This window comes from Umezawaea beigongshangensis, assembly GCF_016464305.1.
Lineage (GTDB): Bacteria > Actinomycetota > Actinomycetes > Mycobacteriales > Pseudonocardiaceae > Umezawaea_A > Umezawaea_A beigongshangensis.
The window spans coordinates 1-12,684 of record NZ_JAEIOJ010000010.1 but is presented as its reverse complement, the minus strand read 5'-3'; the positions used below and the strand labels follow the sequence as shown (position 1 = coordinate 12,684).

13 protein-coding genes are annotated in these 12,684 nt (G+C 72.5%); 9 read left to right on the top strand and 4 right to left on the bottom strand.

Annotation, left to right across the window (positions count from 1 at the left end; genetic code table 11):
- Positions 1 to 6: 6 nt before the first annotated feature.
- Together dut and IMZ35_RS22830 are read left to right on the top strand one after the other, a co-directional pair.
- Positions 7 to 495, top strand: a complete 489-nt coding sequence (gene dut, locus IMZ35_RS22835; protein ID WP_199443222.1) for a dUTP diphosphatase — start codon at positions 7 to 9, stop codon at positions 493 to 495.
- 6 nt (positions 496 to 501) lie between these two features.
- Complete coding sequence (locus IMZ35_RS22830; RefSeq protein WP_199443221.1) at positions 502 to 1,140, top strand: DUF3710 domain-containing protein; 639 nt, start codon at positions 502 to 504, stop codon at positions 1,138 to 1,140.
- A gap of 42 nt (positions 1,141 to 1,182) precedes the next feature.
- On the opposite strand, the gene IMZ35_RS22825 is transcribed toward IMZ35_RS22830, so the two are convergent.
- Positions 1,183 to 1,941 carry an alpha/beta fold hydrolase gene (locus tag IMZ35_RS22825; protein WP_307868623.1) on the bottom strand — a complete coding sequence of 253 codons (759 nt, stop codon included), beginning with the start codon at positions 1,939 to 1,941 and terminating at the stop codon, positions 1,183 to 1,185.
- A gap of 62 nt (positions 1,942 to 2,003) precedes the next feature.
- Between IMZ35_RS22825 and IMZ35_RS22820 the strand changes: the two genes are divergently transcribed.
- Together IMZ35_RS22820 and IMZ35_RS22815 are read left to right on the top strand one after the other, a co-directional pair.
- On the top strand, positions 2,004 to 2,381 hold the full coding sequence (locus IMZ35_RS22820) for an OB-fold nucleic acid binding domain-containing protein (protein ID WP_199443220.1): 378 nt from the start codon (positions 2,004 to 2,006) through the stop codon (positions 2,379 to 2,381).
- Positions 2,378 to 3,073, top strand: a complete 696-nt coding sequence (locus IMZ35_RS22815; RefSeq protein ID WP_199443219.1) for a DUF3159 domain-containing protein — start codon at positions 2,378 to 2,380, stop codon at positions 3,071 to 3,073. The genes IMZ35_RS22820 and IMZ35_RS22815 overlap by 4 nt, the downstream gene beginning before the upstream one ends.
- 210 nt (positions 3,074 to 3,283) lie before the next feature.
- Here IMZ35_RS22815 and IMZ35_RS22810 read toward each other — a convergent pair whose 3' ends face one another.
- Both IMZ35_RS22810 and IMZ35_RS22805 read right to left on the bottom strand, forming a co-directional pair.
- The gene (locus IMZ35_RS22810; protein WP_199443218.1) at positions 3,284 to 3,940 is read right to left on the bottom strand and encodes a potassium channel family protein; all 657 of its coding nucleotides are present in this window, start codon (positions 3,938 to 3,940) and stop codon (positions 3,284 to 3,286) included.
- The gene (locus IMZ35_RS22805; RefSeq protein WP_368857023.1) at positions 3,940 to 4,623 is read right to left on the bottom strand and encodes a potassium channel family protein; all 684 of its coding nucleotides are present in this window, start codon (positions 4,621 to 4,623) and stop codon (positions 3,940 to 3,942) included. The genes IMZ35_RS22810 and IMZ35_RS22805 overlap by 1 nt, the downstream gene beginning before the upstream one ends.
- Before the next feature lie 75 nt (positions 4,624 to 4,698).
- On the opposite strand from IMZ35_RS22805, the gene IMZ35_RS22800 reads away from it, so the two are divergent.
- The 3 genes from IMZ35_RS22800 (at position 4,699) to dxs (ending at position 10,147) form a co-directional block, all read left to right on the top strand.
- Positions 4,699 to 6,693, top strand: a complete 1,995-nt coding sequence (locus IMZ35_RS22800; protein WP_199443216.1) for an APC family permease — start codon at positions 4,699 to 4,701, stop codon at positions 6,691 to 6,693.
- Between the two features lie 104 nt (positions 6,694 to 6,797).
- Positions 6,798 to 8,054 carry a class I SAM-dependent RNA methyltransferase gene (locus IMZ35_RS22795; protein WP_229373045.1) on the top strand — a complete coding sequence of 419 codons (1,257 nt, stop codon included), beginning with the start codon at positions 6,798 to 6,800 and terminating at the stop codon, positions 8,052 to 8,054.
- A gap of 173 nt (positions 8,055 to 8,227) precedes the next feature.
- Positions 8,228 to 10,147 (top strand): 1-deoxy-D-xylulose-5-phosphate synthase, encoded by a 1,920-nt coding sequence (dxs, locus tag IMZ35_RS22790; protein WP_199443214.1) that lies wholly within the window; start codon positions 8,228 to 8,230, stop codon positions 10,145 to 10,147.
- A 45-nt stretch (positions 10,148 to 10,192) separates the two neighbouring features.
- Here the strand turns inward: dxs and IMZ35_RS22785 are convergent, their stop codons facing one another.
- Positions 10,193 to 10,582 (bottom strand): DUF6221 family protein, encoded by a 390-nt coding sequence (locus tag IMZ35_RS22785; RefSeq protein ID WP_199443213.1) that lies wholly within the window; start codon positions 10,580 to 10,582, stop codon positions 10,193 to 10,195.
- Positions 10,583 to 10,649: 67 nt separating this feature from the next.
- Here IMZ35_RS22785 and IMZ35_RS22780 point away from each other — a divergent pair, with 67 nt between their 5' ends.
- Positions 10,650 to 11,333: a response regulator transcription factor gene (locus IMZ35_RS22780; protein ID WP_199443212.1), complete on the top strand. Its 684-nt coding sequence runs from the start codon at positions 10,650 to 10,652 to the stop codon at positions 11,331 to 11,333.
- Entirely contained in the window at positions 11,305 to 12,465 is a 1,161-nt protein-coding gene (locus IMZ35_RS22775; protein WP_307868620.1) for a sensor histidine kinase, read from the top strand. Before IMZ35_RS22780 ends, IMZ35_RS22775 begins: the two co-directional genes overlap by 29 nt.
- Positions 12,466 to 12,684 lie beyond the last annotated feature (219 nt).

The window sequence follows — 12,684 nt, the reverse complement described above, 5'->3', positions numbered from 1 at the left end:
CGCGCCGTGCCCAGCGTGGAGGTCCTGCTGTCCCGGCTCGATCCGGGTGTCCCGCTGCCCTCGTACGCCCGCTCGGGTGACGCGGGCGCCGACCTGGTCACCACGCGGGACGTGGTGATCGATCCGGGTGAGCGGGTCGTCGTCGGAACGGGTGTCGCGATAGCTCTGCCGCAGGGGTGGGCGGCGTTCGTGCACCCGCGGTCCGGGCTCGCGGCGGGGGCGGGACTGAGCGTGGTCAACGCACCCGGCACGATCGACTCCGGGTACCGGGGAGAGATCCGGGTGTGCCTGATCAACCACGACCCGCGCGAGCCGATCGTGCTCACCAGGGGCGACCGCATCGCGCAGCTCGTGGTGCAGCGGGTGGAGCACGCGGTGTTCCGGGAGGTCTCCCACCTGCCGGGGTCCGAACGCGGCACCGGCGGGTACGGCTCCACCGGCGGTCACGGCGTCCTCGCGGCGCCGGGCGCCGAGAACCAGAAGACGGAGGGGTAGACGCACATGTTCGGACGTCGCCGCAAGCGCAACCGGCACGCGACCGCTGGCGAGGCCGCGGACGCCGCGCTCCAGGAGGAGTTCGACGGAGAGTTCGGCGATGGCCCGTACGACGAGTCCGAGGCACCCGACGACGGGGTGTCGCGACTGGACCTCGGCTCGATCCGGCTGCCCGTGCCGGACGGGGCCCAGCTCCAGGTGGAGATGGACCCCGCGGGCGCGGTCCGGGCCGTCCACCTGCTGACGCCGGTCGGTCAGCTCACCGTCAGCGCGTTCGCCGCGCCCCGCACCGGCGGCCTCTGGAAGGAGGTCAGCGGGGAGCTCATCACCCAGCTCAAGAACGACGGCGCCCGCATCCTGCGGGAGAACGGCGAGTGGGGCGAGGAGATCACCGCCCGCAACAACAACGTGCACCTGCGCTTCGTCGGCGTCGACGGCGAGCGCTGGATGCTGCGCGGTGTCGCCGCGGGCACCGAGGAGCAGGCGCTCGCCGCGTCCGAGGCGCTGCACGACCTGGTCAGGGGAACCGTCGTCGTCCGCGGGGTGCAGCCGATGCCGGTGCGCACTCCGCTGCCGATCGAACTGCCGGAGGCCATCGCCCGGCACATCGCCCAGGCGCAGGCCCAGGGCAACCAGCAGGCGTGATCCGCCGCCCGCGCCGGGGAGTCCGCTCCCCGGCGCCGGGGCTCACGCCGCCAGCCACGCGTCGACCGTCGCCCGGCCCAGCGCCGTCCGGTCCGCGTCCATCGCCGCGAGCGTCGTCGTGCGCAGAGCCGACCGCGGCAGCGCGTCCTTCCACCGTCGTGCCACCTCCACCGGGTGAATCGGGTCGTCCGTGAACGCGCCCACCCCGGTGGGCACCCCGATGCCGCGCAGTTCGTCCAGGGTCGGCGCCGAGGACCGCGCCGCGGCCAGCAGCGTCGCGGGGAGATCCGTCCCGTGCCGCCGCCACGCCCGGTGCAGCTCGTCGGCCAGCCAGCGCCGCACCCCCAGCACCGCACCCCGCACGACCAGGTCGAACCCGTGCCGGTCGATGGCCGAGGCGGCGGCGACGGCCGACGCCACGGCGGGTGCCGACGAGGCCGCGCCGTTCCAGGCCGGCAGCGCGACCAGCAGCCCGGCGCACCGCTCCGGGTGCCGCACGGCCCAGGCGGCCGCGAGGTGCGCCCCCAGGGACACGCCCCCGACGACGACCGGTGCGCCGTGCTCCTCCCACGCCGCGTCCAGCGCGGCGACGTGGTGCTCCACGACGCGGGGCCCGGGGACGGGTGGCGGTGCGACCAGACGCACTCCCACCTCGGCCAACGGGGCTTGGAAGACCTCCCGCACGAACACCTCGTCGGAGGCGCTTCCGGGCAGGACGACGGCGGTTCCGACCGTTCGGCGCAGCATCTCGGGGGGCACGGCGACGATCCTGCCCGGTGTGCTCGTGACGTCGTCGCGCACGGTTACCCTGACTGGAGAGCGGGTGTCGACGTCGACGCCCCGAGGTGCCCTGGGAGTCGGGGATGAGCATTTCTGGGGACGGTTACTGGCGCCGTCTCGTGCGTCGCCTGACCAGCGACGTCAACGAGCTGGACGCCGACGACCTCTCGCGGAACGCCGAGGCGTTCGGCGCCACCAAGGCGTGCGACTGCCGGTCCGGGGAGGAGGTCGTCGTGCTGGGACGGGTGCGCAGCGTCGAGATGTGCCCGCGCGACGCCGCAGCGACACTGGAGGCCGAGTTGTACGACGGGACCGAGGGCATCACCCTCGTCTGGCTGGGCCGCAGGCGCATCGCCGGCATCGAGCCCGGCCGCACCATCAAGGCCCGCGGCCGCATGGCGGTCCGCGACGGGCACAAGGTGCTCTACAACCCCTACTACGAACTGCAGAACGCTTCATGACCGATCTCGACGAGCAGGAGAAGCAGCCGACCCTCCTCGAGCAGATGGGCGGCATCAGCGGCCTCGTCTTCTCGTCGTTGCCGGTCGTGGTCTTCGTCCTCGCGAACTCCTTCTTCGGCCTCTTCCCCGCCATCTGGAGCGCGCTGGGCGCCGCCGTGGTGATCGGCGGAGTCCTGGTCGCGCGCAAGGGGTCGGTCCAGCCGGCGGTCTCGGCCGTGTTCGGCGTGGGCGTCGCCGCCTTCATCGCCTACCGCACCGGCGACGCCAAGGGCTTCTTCCTCTTCGGCATCTGGCAGAGCCTGGTCTACGGCGGGGCGTTCCTGCTGTCGATCGTCGTCCGGTGGCCGCTGGCGGGCGTGGTGTGGTCGCTCCTCAACGGTCACGGCACCGCGTGGCGGCGCGACAGGGCGTCGGTGCGCGACTACGACGTGGCCACCCTCGTCTGGGCCCTGGTGTTCGGCGCGAGGTTCGTGGTGCAGCGCTGGCTGTACGACGAGGCGTCGGTCGGCTGGCTGGCCTTCGCCCGGCTGGCGATGGGCTACCCGCTGATGGCGATCGCGCTCGCGGCGACGGTGTGGGCGGTGCGCCGCTCCGACAAGCGGCTGAAGGCGGCGCAGGAGGCCGAGGAGGCGGAGAACGCCGCTGCCGAGGCGAGGCTCCGCGCCGCCCACCCGAAGCCCGCGACGGACTGAGGACGACCGCACCGGGACCGGTCTCCGCCGGGGAGACAGCTCCCCGGTGCGGTCACCAGCGGCCTCCGAGGTGAACCGTGCCGGTGGTCGCGGGCCCGGACTCCGGCACGCGAGGACCGCGGGCGGTCGCCGGGCGGGTGAGGTGGGGCGTCGCGGCGTTCCCGGTGCCCGCTGCGCAGCGGGCACCGGTCCGCCGTGCGGAGTCCGGGCTCAGTAGCCCAGCGCCGACCTGATCTCCCGCTCCACGTCGGCCGCCGCCACGAACAGCAGCTCGTCGCCGCCCTCCAGGGAGTCGTCCGGCTGGGGCACGATGACCCGCCCGCCGCGCAGGATCGTCACCAGCGCCGCGTCGCGCGGCAGCTCCAGCTTCCGCACGGGCCGCCCGGCCAGCGGGGTGTCGTGCGGGAGCGTGATCTCCACGAGGTTCGCCTGCCCCTGGCGCAGCGTCATCAACCGGACGACGTCGCCGACCGTCACGGCCTCCTCGACCATCGCGGCGAGGATGCGCGGCGTCGACACCGCCACGTCCACGCCCCACGACTCGGTGAACAGCCACTCGTTCGCCGGGTCGTTGACGCGCGCCACCACCCGGCGCACCGCGAACTCGGTCTTCGCGAGCAGCGACACGACCAGGTTGGCCTTGTCGTCACCGGTCGCGGCGATCACCACGTCGCACAGCTGGATGCCGGCGTCCTCCAGGGACGACAGCTCGCACGCGTCGGCCTGCACCCACTCGGCCTGCTCGACGGTGTGCGGCTCGAAGTGCGCCCTGTCCCGCTCGATCAGCATCACCTGGTGACCGTCGACCACGAGTTCCTGGGCGATGGAACGGCCGACGGCGCCCGCTCCCGCGATCGTGACGCGCATCAGTTGCCCTCCTCGGGGGACTGGAGACCGGCGGCGGCCACCTCGGTGACCGTGCCGGACAGTGCTGCGACGTAGATCACGTCGTCGGCCTGCACGAGGGTCTTCGAGCCGGGCAGCACGCCCGTCCCGAACCTCATGATGAACGCGACCCGGCAGCCGGTGGCCTCCTGGAGGTCCCGGACCGAGCGACCGATCCAGTCCTCGTGCAGCGGGAGCTGCATCACCGCGACCGTCCCGGACGGGTCGCGCCACTCCGTGGACGTGCCCTCCGGCAGCAGCATCCGCAGCAACCGGTCGGTGCTCCACGGCACCGTGGCCACGGTCGGGATGCCCAGCCGCTCGTATACGGCGGCGCGCTTGTGGTCGTAGATGCGGGCCACGACGTGCTGCACGCCGAAGGTCTCCCTGGCCACGCGCGCGGAGAGGATGTTCGAGTTGTCCCCGCTGGACACGGCCGCGAACGCGCCGGCGCGCTCGACCCCCGCCTCGACCAGGACCTGCCGGTCGAAGCCGTTGCCGACGACCTGCTGGCCGTGGAAGTCGCTGCCGAGGCGACGGAAGGACTGCGGGTCCTTGTCGATGATCGCGACCTGGTGGTCCAGGCGCTCCAGAGCCCTGGCCAGGGACGTCCCCACCCGGCCACAGCCCATGATCACCACATGCACGACCTGCCTCCTCGTCACCGCTGGCGCACTGGTGGTGCGAACCTACCCATCATTGCGCCGAAACGGTGACCGGAGCGCATACGCTGTTCTCTCGTGTCCAAGCTGACAACCGCCGCCAAACGACTCGTGGTCGGCAGGCCCTTCCGCAGCGACCGTCTGGCGCACACCCTGCTCCCCAAGCGGATCGCGCTGCCGGTGTTCGCCTCGGACGCCATGTCCTCGGTCGCCTACGCGCCCGAGGAGATCTTCCTCGTCCTGTCCGTGGCCGGTTTGTCCGCTTACGCCCTGTCGCCGTGGATCGGCGTCGTGGTCGTGCTGGTGATGCTCGTGGTCGTCGCGAGCTACCGGCAGAACGTGCACGCCTACCCGTCCGGCGGCGGTGACTACGAGGTCGCCACCGTCAACCTGGGGCGCAGGGCGGGCCTCACCGTGGGCAGCGCGCTGCTCGTGGACTACATCCTCACGGTCGCCGTGTCGATCTCCTCGGCCGCCGCGAACATCGGCTCCGCCGTCCCGTTCGTCGCCACGCACAAGGTGGCGTTCGCCGTCGTCGCGATCGTGCTGCTGACCGCCGTGAACCTGCGCGGCATCCGCGAGTCGGGCAGCGCCTTCGCGATCCCCACCTACGCGTTCATGGTCGGTGTCGTCGGCATGATCGGCTACGGCCTCGTGCGCGGCTTCGTCCTCGGCGACGACATGCGCGCCGACAGCGCCGACTTCGAGCTGCGCGCCGAGGACGACCACCTGATGGGGCTCGCGTTCGTGTTCCTCGTCCTGCGCGCGTTCTCCTCCGGGTGCGCCGCGCTGACGGGCGTCGAGGCGATCAGCAACGGCGTCCCCGCCTTCCGCAAGCCCAAGTCCCGCAACGCGGCCACGACGCTGCTGCTCATGGGCGGCATCGCCGTCGTGATGCTCATGGGGCTGATCGTGCTGGCCCAGCTGACCGGCGTGAAGATGGCAGAGGACCCCGCTCACCAGCTCGTCGGAGCCCCCGAGGGCTACGTGCAGAAGACGATGGTCGCCCAGATCGCCGGAGCGGTCTTCGAGGGCTTCCCCGCCGGGTTCTTCTTCATCACCGTCGTCACCGCGCTGATCCTGGTGCTCGCCGCCAACACCGCCTTCAACGGCTTCCCGGTCCTCGGCTCGATCCTCGCCCAGGACCGCTACCTGCCGCGACAGCTGCACACCCGCGGTGACCGCCTGGCGTTCAGCAACGGCATCGTCTTCCTGGCCGGCGCGGCCATCGTCCTGGTCATCGCGTTCGACGCCGAGGTGACCCGCCTCATCCAGCTCTACATCGTGGGCGTCTTCGTGTCGTTCACCCTGAGCCAGACGGGCATGATCCGGCACTGGAACCGGCTGCTCGCCACCGAGACCGACCCCGAGCAGCGCCGCCGGATGCGCCGCTCGCAGGCGATCAACACCATCGGCCTGGTCATGACCGGTTCGGTGCTGGTCGTCGTGCTGCTCACGAAGTTCCTCGCCGGCGCGTGGATCGCCATCGCGGCCATGGCGGCCATCTACGCCCTCATGACGGCCATCCGCCGCCACTACGACCGGGTGGCCGAGGAACTGCGCGAGCAGGAACGGGTGCGCGTGCTGCCCGCCCGCAACCACGCGATGGTCCTGGTGTCGAAGCTGCACATGCCGACGCTGCGCGCCCTGTCCTACGCCAAGGCGACCCGGCCCGACGTGCTGGAGGCCGTGACGGTCAACGTCGACGACGCGGACACCCGCCGCCTCGTGCAGGAGTGGGGGCGCGAGAACTTCAAGGTGCCCCTGAAGGTCATCGAGTCCCCCTACCGGGAGATCACCAAGCCGGTCCTCGACTACGTCAAGCGCGTGCGCACCGACAACCCCCGCGACGTGGTCACCGTCTTCATCCCCGAGTACGTGGTCGGACACTGGTGGGAGCAGTTCCTGCACAACCAGAGCGCGCTGCGGCTCAAGGGCCGTCTGCTGTTCCAGCCGGGGGTCATGGTCACGAGCGTGCCCTGGCAACTGGCATCCTCGGTGAAGGTGAGCGACAAGCCCGTGGTCGCTCCCGGTGCCATCAGGCGCGGGCTCGACACGAGAGATCCCGAGTGAACACCCCAGAGAGTGCGGCCCGAGTGAACACAGCCCCCGAGACCACGACCACCAGGGCCGCGGCGGGTACGCCGAAGGCCGAGAAGCAGGACTGGCGCGACAGGCTGGTCGAGGTGGAGGTCGGCCCGGTCGCCCACGGCGGCCACTGCGTCGCCCGCCACGAGGGCCGCGTGCTCTTCGTGCGGCACACCCTTCCCGGTGAGCGCGTCGTGGCCAGGGTCACCGAGGACAACGGCGGGTCGTTCTGCCGCGCCGACGCCGTCGAGGTGCTCACCGCCTCGCCCGATCGGGTGGAACCCGCCTGCCCGTTCTCCGGCCCCGGCCGCTGCGGCGGCTGCGACTGGCAGCACGCCTCCTGGGAGTGGCAGCGCGACGCGAAGGCGGCCGTGGTCGCCGAGCAGCTGTCCCGGCTCGCGAAGCTGGAGCTGGACGTCGTCGTCGAGGAGCTGCCCGGCGGGCCGCTGCAGTGGCGCACCCGTGCCCGCACCGCGGCCGACCGGAAGGGCAGGGCGGGCTTCCGCGCCTTCCACAGCCACCGGATCATCGCGGTCGACCACTGCCCGATCACCGTGCCCGGCGCCGTCGAGGCGGTCGCCAAGCGCGACTGGCCGCACGACACCGAGCAGCAGATGACCGTCGACCACACCGGCGAGCTGCACCTGTCCGAGATCACCGTCGAGGCCAAGCGCGGCCACGGCCTCGTGCCCGTGCGCACCCGCCGGGTCAAGGGCGGCGAGCGCGCGGTCGAGCAGGCCGCCGGGCGCACCTGGGACCTGTCCGCCGACGCGTTCTGGCAGGTCCACCACGCCGCGGCCGACGTGCTGGCCTCCGCCGTGCGCAAGTGGGCGGGCGCGCTGCCCGGCGAGCGGGCCTGGGACCTCTACGGCGGCGTCGGCCTCTTCGCCTCCGTGCTGGCCGACCAGGTCGGCGAGACCGGCTCCGTGCTCGTCGTCGAGTCGAGCTCCCGCGCCGTCGCCGACGGCCGCCGCAACCTGAGCGACCTGCCGCAGGTCGAGTTCGTCGGCATCAAGGTCGAGCACGCGCTGACCTCGCCGTCCCTCGCCGACGACCGGCCCGACGTCGTCGTGCTCGACCCGCCCCGCAAGGGAGCCGGACGCGCCGTCGTCGGCGAGATCACCCGCCGCGGACCGGCCAGGGTGGTCTACGTCGCGTGCGACCCGGCCGCGCTGGCCCGCGACGTGGCGATCTTCGCCGAGCAGGGCTACCGGCTGGCGAACCTGCGCGCGTTCGACGCCTTCCCGATGACCCACCACGTCGAGTGCGTGGCGCTGCTGGTGCCCGCAGAGGAGGACGGCGCAGAGGAGGACGGCGCCCAGGAGCTCGGCACGGACGAGGGCTGACACCGGTGGTGATCGCCACAGATCACCACCCACCAGCAGGTCAGACCACCTGCGCGCACCGAGCGCGAGCACGCGGGCACGGCATCTCAGCGGGCTCTCTCTAGACTGGCCGGAAGCCCCCACCCACCCGGTGCGGGCTGAAACGGCGGGCAACCACAGGGCGAGGTGGAGCGGTGACGCTGCTGGAATCCGTGCAGGGACCGGCCGATCTGAAACGACTGGATCACGACGAGATGGAGCGCCTGTCGGAGGAGATCCGGCGCTTCCTGGTCGATAAGGTCTCCCGGACCGGTGGGCACCTGGGGCCCAACCTCGGCGTGGTCGAGCTGACCCTCGCCGTGCACCGGGTGTTCGACTCACCGCACGACTCGGTGGTGTTCGACACCGGACACCAGAGCTACGTGCACAAGATCGTCACCGGTCGGCGGGACGGCTTCGACACGCTGCGCCAGCAGGGCGGCATGTCGGGCTACCCGTCGCGCTCGGAGAGCGAGCACGACGTCCAGGAGAACAGCCACGCCTCCACGGCGCTGTCCTACGCCGACGGCCTGGCCAAGGCCTACCAGCTGAAGGGCGCGCGCCGGCACGTCGTCGCGGTCGTCGGCGACGGCGCCCTCACCGGCGGCATGTGCTGGGAGGCGCTCAACAACATCGCGGCCGACAAGACCCGGCCCGTGGTGATCGTCGTCAACGACAACGGCCGCTCCTACTCGCCCACGATCGGCGGGCTCGCGGACCACCTGTCGACCCTGCGCCTGCAGCCGGGCTACGAGCGCGTCCTGGAAGCGGGCCGCACGGCGCTCCAGCAGACCCCGCTGGTCGGCAAGCCCGTCTACGCGGCGCTGCACGCGGCCAAGCGCGGCATCAAGGACGCCATCAGCCCGCAGGCCATGTTCGAGGACCTCGGACTGAAGTACATCGGCCCGGTCGACGGCCACGACTTCACCACCCTGGAGTCGGCGCTCCAGCGCGCCAAGTCCTTCGGCGGACCCGTCATCGTCCACGCGGTGACCCGCAAGGGCAACGGCTTCGCGCCCGCGGAGAACCACGAGGCCGACCAGATGCACGCCACCGGCGTGATCGACCCGATCACGGGTGAGAACGTCGGCCCGTCCAAGCGCACGTGGACCCACGTGTTCGCCGACGAGCTGGCCGCCATCGGCTCCGAGCGCCCCGACGTCGTGGCCATCACCGCCGCGATGCGCGGCCCGACGGGGCTGGACAAGTTCGCCAACGCCCACCCCGACCGCTGCTTCGACGTCGGCATCGCCGAGCAGCACGCCATGACCTCGGCCGCGGGCATGGCGATCGGCGGGCTGCATCCCGTCGTGGCCGTCTACGCCACGTTCCTCAACCGGGCGTTCGACCAGCTCCTGATGGACGTCGCGCTGCACGGGCAGGGCGTCACGGTCGTGCTCGACCGCGCCGGGATCACCGGCCCGGACGGCGCGAGCCACCACGGCATGTGGGACATGTCGATCCTCGGCGTGATCCCCGGCATCCACGTCGCGGCGCCGCGCGACGCGGCCACCCTGCGCGAGGAGCTGCGGGAGGCCGTCGAGATCGACGACGCGCCGTCCGTGCTGCGCTACCCCAAGGCGTCCGTGGGCGGCGACCTGCCCGCGCTGGAGCGCGTCGGCACCGTGGACGTGCTGCACCGCCCGGCCGGTGACGAGGCCGCCGACGTGCTCCTCGTCTCCGTGGGCGCGTTCGGCGAACTGGCCATGGACGCCGCCCAGCGACTGGCCGACCAGGGCATCGGCGTCACCGTCGTCGACCCGCGCTGGATCACGCCCGTCCCGCGCGAGCTGCTCGACCTCGCCGCCGCGCACCGCATGGTCGTCACCGTCGAGGACGGCGGCCGGCACGGCGGCTTCGGCTGGTCGCTCGCCGCGCTGATGCGCGACAACGACGTCGAGGTCCCGCTGCGCGACATCGGTGTGCCCCAGCGGTTCCACGACCACGGCGAGCGCGTCGAGGTGCTCGCCGACATCGGGCTCACCGCGCAGGACGTGGCGCGGCGGATCACCGAGTGGGCCGCGGTCCACCTCGGCGAGTCCGAGGTGGACGCCCCGCAGGCCGCCGAGCAGTAGACCCGCTCGGGGAGCACCCGTGCGCAGCGGGTGCTCCCCGGCGCGTCAGCTCGTCTTCCAGTCGTCGTCGAAGTCGGGGTGGTCGAGGTACGTCGTGGCCAGGTCGCGCAGGTCGAGGCACGGGTACGGCGTGCGGTCCCAGGCGCACGACACCGCACCCGCCCCGCCGTCCACCGGCGCGTGCCGGTCCACGATGCCGCGCTTCGCCAGCACGTCCCGCAGCACCCTCGCCGGGTCGTGCCGCACGATGTGGACCGCCTCCTCCTCGGACGGCATGATCTCGTCGTAGACGGTCGGGTCGAACTCGACCGGACCCTCGTCGTCGGAGCGCGGGGAGCCCGCGACGTGCCAACCGGCCACCCCCGCGCTGGCCGCGGCGCTGGCCGCTCGTTCGTCCTCGGTGATCCGGCGGCGCAGGAATTCGGCGATCTGCATGTCCGCATCGTCCCCCACGTCCGGCTGAGGCGTGTCGGCCCGTCCGGGCTTGTGGCACCTTTGTGGGGTGCGAATCCTGGTAGTCGAGGACGAGGTACCGCTGGCCGACGCGATCGCGCGCGGGCTGCGGCGCGAGGGCATGGCCGTGGACGTCGCCTACGACGGCGAGTCCGGCCACGAGAAGTCGACCGTCACCCGGTACGACGTGGTGGTGCTCGACCGGGACCTCCCCGGCATGTCCGGTGACGAGCTCTGCACGGAGATCCTCAGCTCCGGAGCCCTCACCCGGGTGATGATGCTGACCGCGAGCGGTGGGATCTCCGACCGCGTCGAGGGCCTGTCGCTGGGGGCCGACGACTACCTGGCCAAGCCGTTCGCGTTCCCCGAGCTGGTGGCGCGGGTCCGCGCCCTGGCCCGCCGCGCCACCCCGGCCACGCCTCCCGTGCTCAGCGCCCGCGACGTCGAGCTGGACCCCGCCCGCCGGACCGTGCAGCGCAGTGGCGACCCCGTCGAGCTGACCCGCAAGGAGTTCGGCGTGCTGGAGGTGCTGCTCGCCGCCAAGGGGTCCGTCGTCAGCAGCGAGGAACTCCTCGAACGCGTGTGGGACGAGAACGCCGACCCGTTCACCACCACGGTGCGCGTCACCGTGATGACCCTGCGCAAGAAGCTGGGTGAGCCCGGCATCATCGACACCGTCGTCGGCTCGGGCTACCGGGTGCCCAGTGCAGGGAACGCCTCCGCTGAGAACTGATCTCGCCAGCAGGCGCGGGCCGGGTCTCCGCGCCCGGATCACCCTCCTGTGCACCGGCCTCGTCGCTCTGGTGAGCGGCCTGCTGCTGTGGCTCGGCTGGCTGCTCGTGGGCCGCGTCGTCGACTCCTCCCCGCAGTTCCCCGACGGCAGCACCGTCGTCGTCGACGGGCGCGACGTCGACGTCCGCGTGCTCTCCGACGCCCTGGCCGACCAGGCGCGCACCGACGTGCTCGCCGCCGGCGCGGTGGCCTTCCTGTGCGTGGTGCTGGCCACCGCGGTCCTGTCCTGGACGATCACCGGCCGGGTGCTGCGTCCCGTGCACGACGTGACGGAGGCGGCGCGCAGGTTGTCGGCGGAGTCGCTCGACGAGCGCCTGCGCCTGGAGGGGCCGCGCGACGAGGTGGCCGAGCTGGCCGACACCTTCGACGAGATGCTGGACCGCCTGCAAGCGGCCTTCGACTCGCAGCGCCGCTTCGTCGCGAACGCGAGCCACGAACTGCGCACCCCCCTGTCGGTGATCCGCACCGAGCTGGACGTGACGCTCGCCGACCCGGACGCGGACGTCGCCGAGCTGCGCCGCATGGCCGGGGTGCTGCGCGATGCGGCCGGACGTGCGGAGCAGCTGGTGAGCGCCCTGCTGCTGCTCGCGAGGACGGACGGCGTCGGACTCGCCGTGCGCGAACCCGTGGACCTGACCGCCGTCGTCGGCTCCGCGTGGCGCGCGGTCCGCGCGGAGGCCGAGCAGCGCGGCGTGCGCGCCACGTTCCACACCGAACCCGCGCCCGCGGTCGGTGATCCCGCGCTGCTGGAGCGGATCGCGGGCAACCTGCTGGAGAACGCCGTCCGGCACAACCTGCCGGGAGGGTGGATCGAGGCGACGACCCGCGGTGGTCCGGAGTGGACCGTGCTGCGGGTGTCCTCGTCGGGGCGCCTCGTCGTGCCCGAGCGGGTGGAGGAGCTGTTCGAGCCGTTCCGCCGGGGCACCGCCGACCGCACGTCCCGCAGCGGGACCGGACTCGGCCTGTCGATCGTGCGGGCCGCGGTGGCCGCGCACGGGGGAGGGGTGCGGGCCGAAGCGGTGCCCGGCGGAGGACTGGCGGTCACCGTGCACCTGCCGAGCGCGCCCAGCTGAACTCGTTCGACGTGGCCCCGGTCACAACATTGCGCGCAACGGGCCCGCAGAACCCGCCTTGACCGTCGGTGCACCGTGCGCGACCAGGGACTTCCTCGATCGCGGAGTGGCGAGCACCCCGATTTGCCTCTCAGTTGGCCGCCGTGTAACTTTCTCTCTGCCAGCGCGGAACGGGCCGGAACGCCGGAAGGCGGGACGGAACGAGCGAGGCAGGGGTCA

Bases quoted from the DNA above. Each gene is read 5' to 3' on its own strand.
- IMZ35_RS22830 (WP_199443221.1), top strand. From the start codon at position 502: ATGTTCGGACGTCGCCGCAAGCGCAACCGGCACGCGACCGCTGGCGAG.
- IMZ35_RS22820 (WP_199443220.1), top strand. From the start codon at position 2,004: ATGAGCATTTCTGGGGACGGTTACTGGCGCCGTCTCGTGCGTCGCCTG.
- IMZ35_RS22815 (WP_199443219.1), top strand. From the start codon at position 2,378: ATGACCGATCTCGACGAGCAGGAGAAGCAGCCGACCCTCCTCGAGCAG.
- IMZ35_RS22810 (WP_199443218.1), bottom strand. From the start codon at position 3,940: ATGCGCGTCACGATCGCGGGAGCGGGCGCCGTCGGCCGTTCCATCGCC.
- IMZ35_RS22785 (WP_199443213.1), bottom strand. From the start codon at position 10,582: ATGCAGATCGCCGAATTCCTGCGCCGCCGGATCACCGAGGACGAACGA.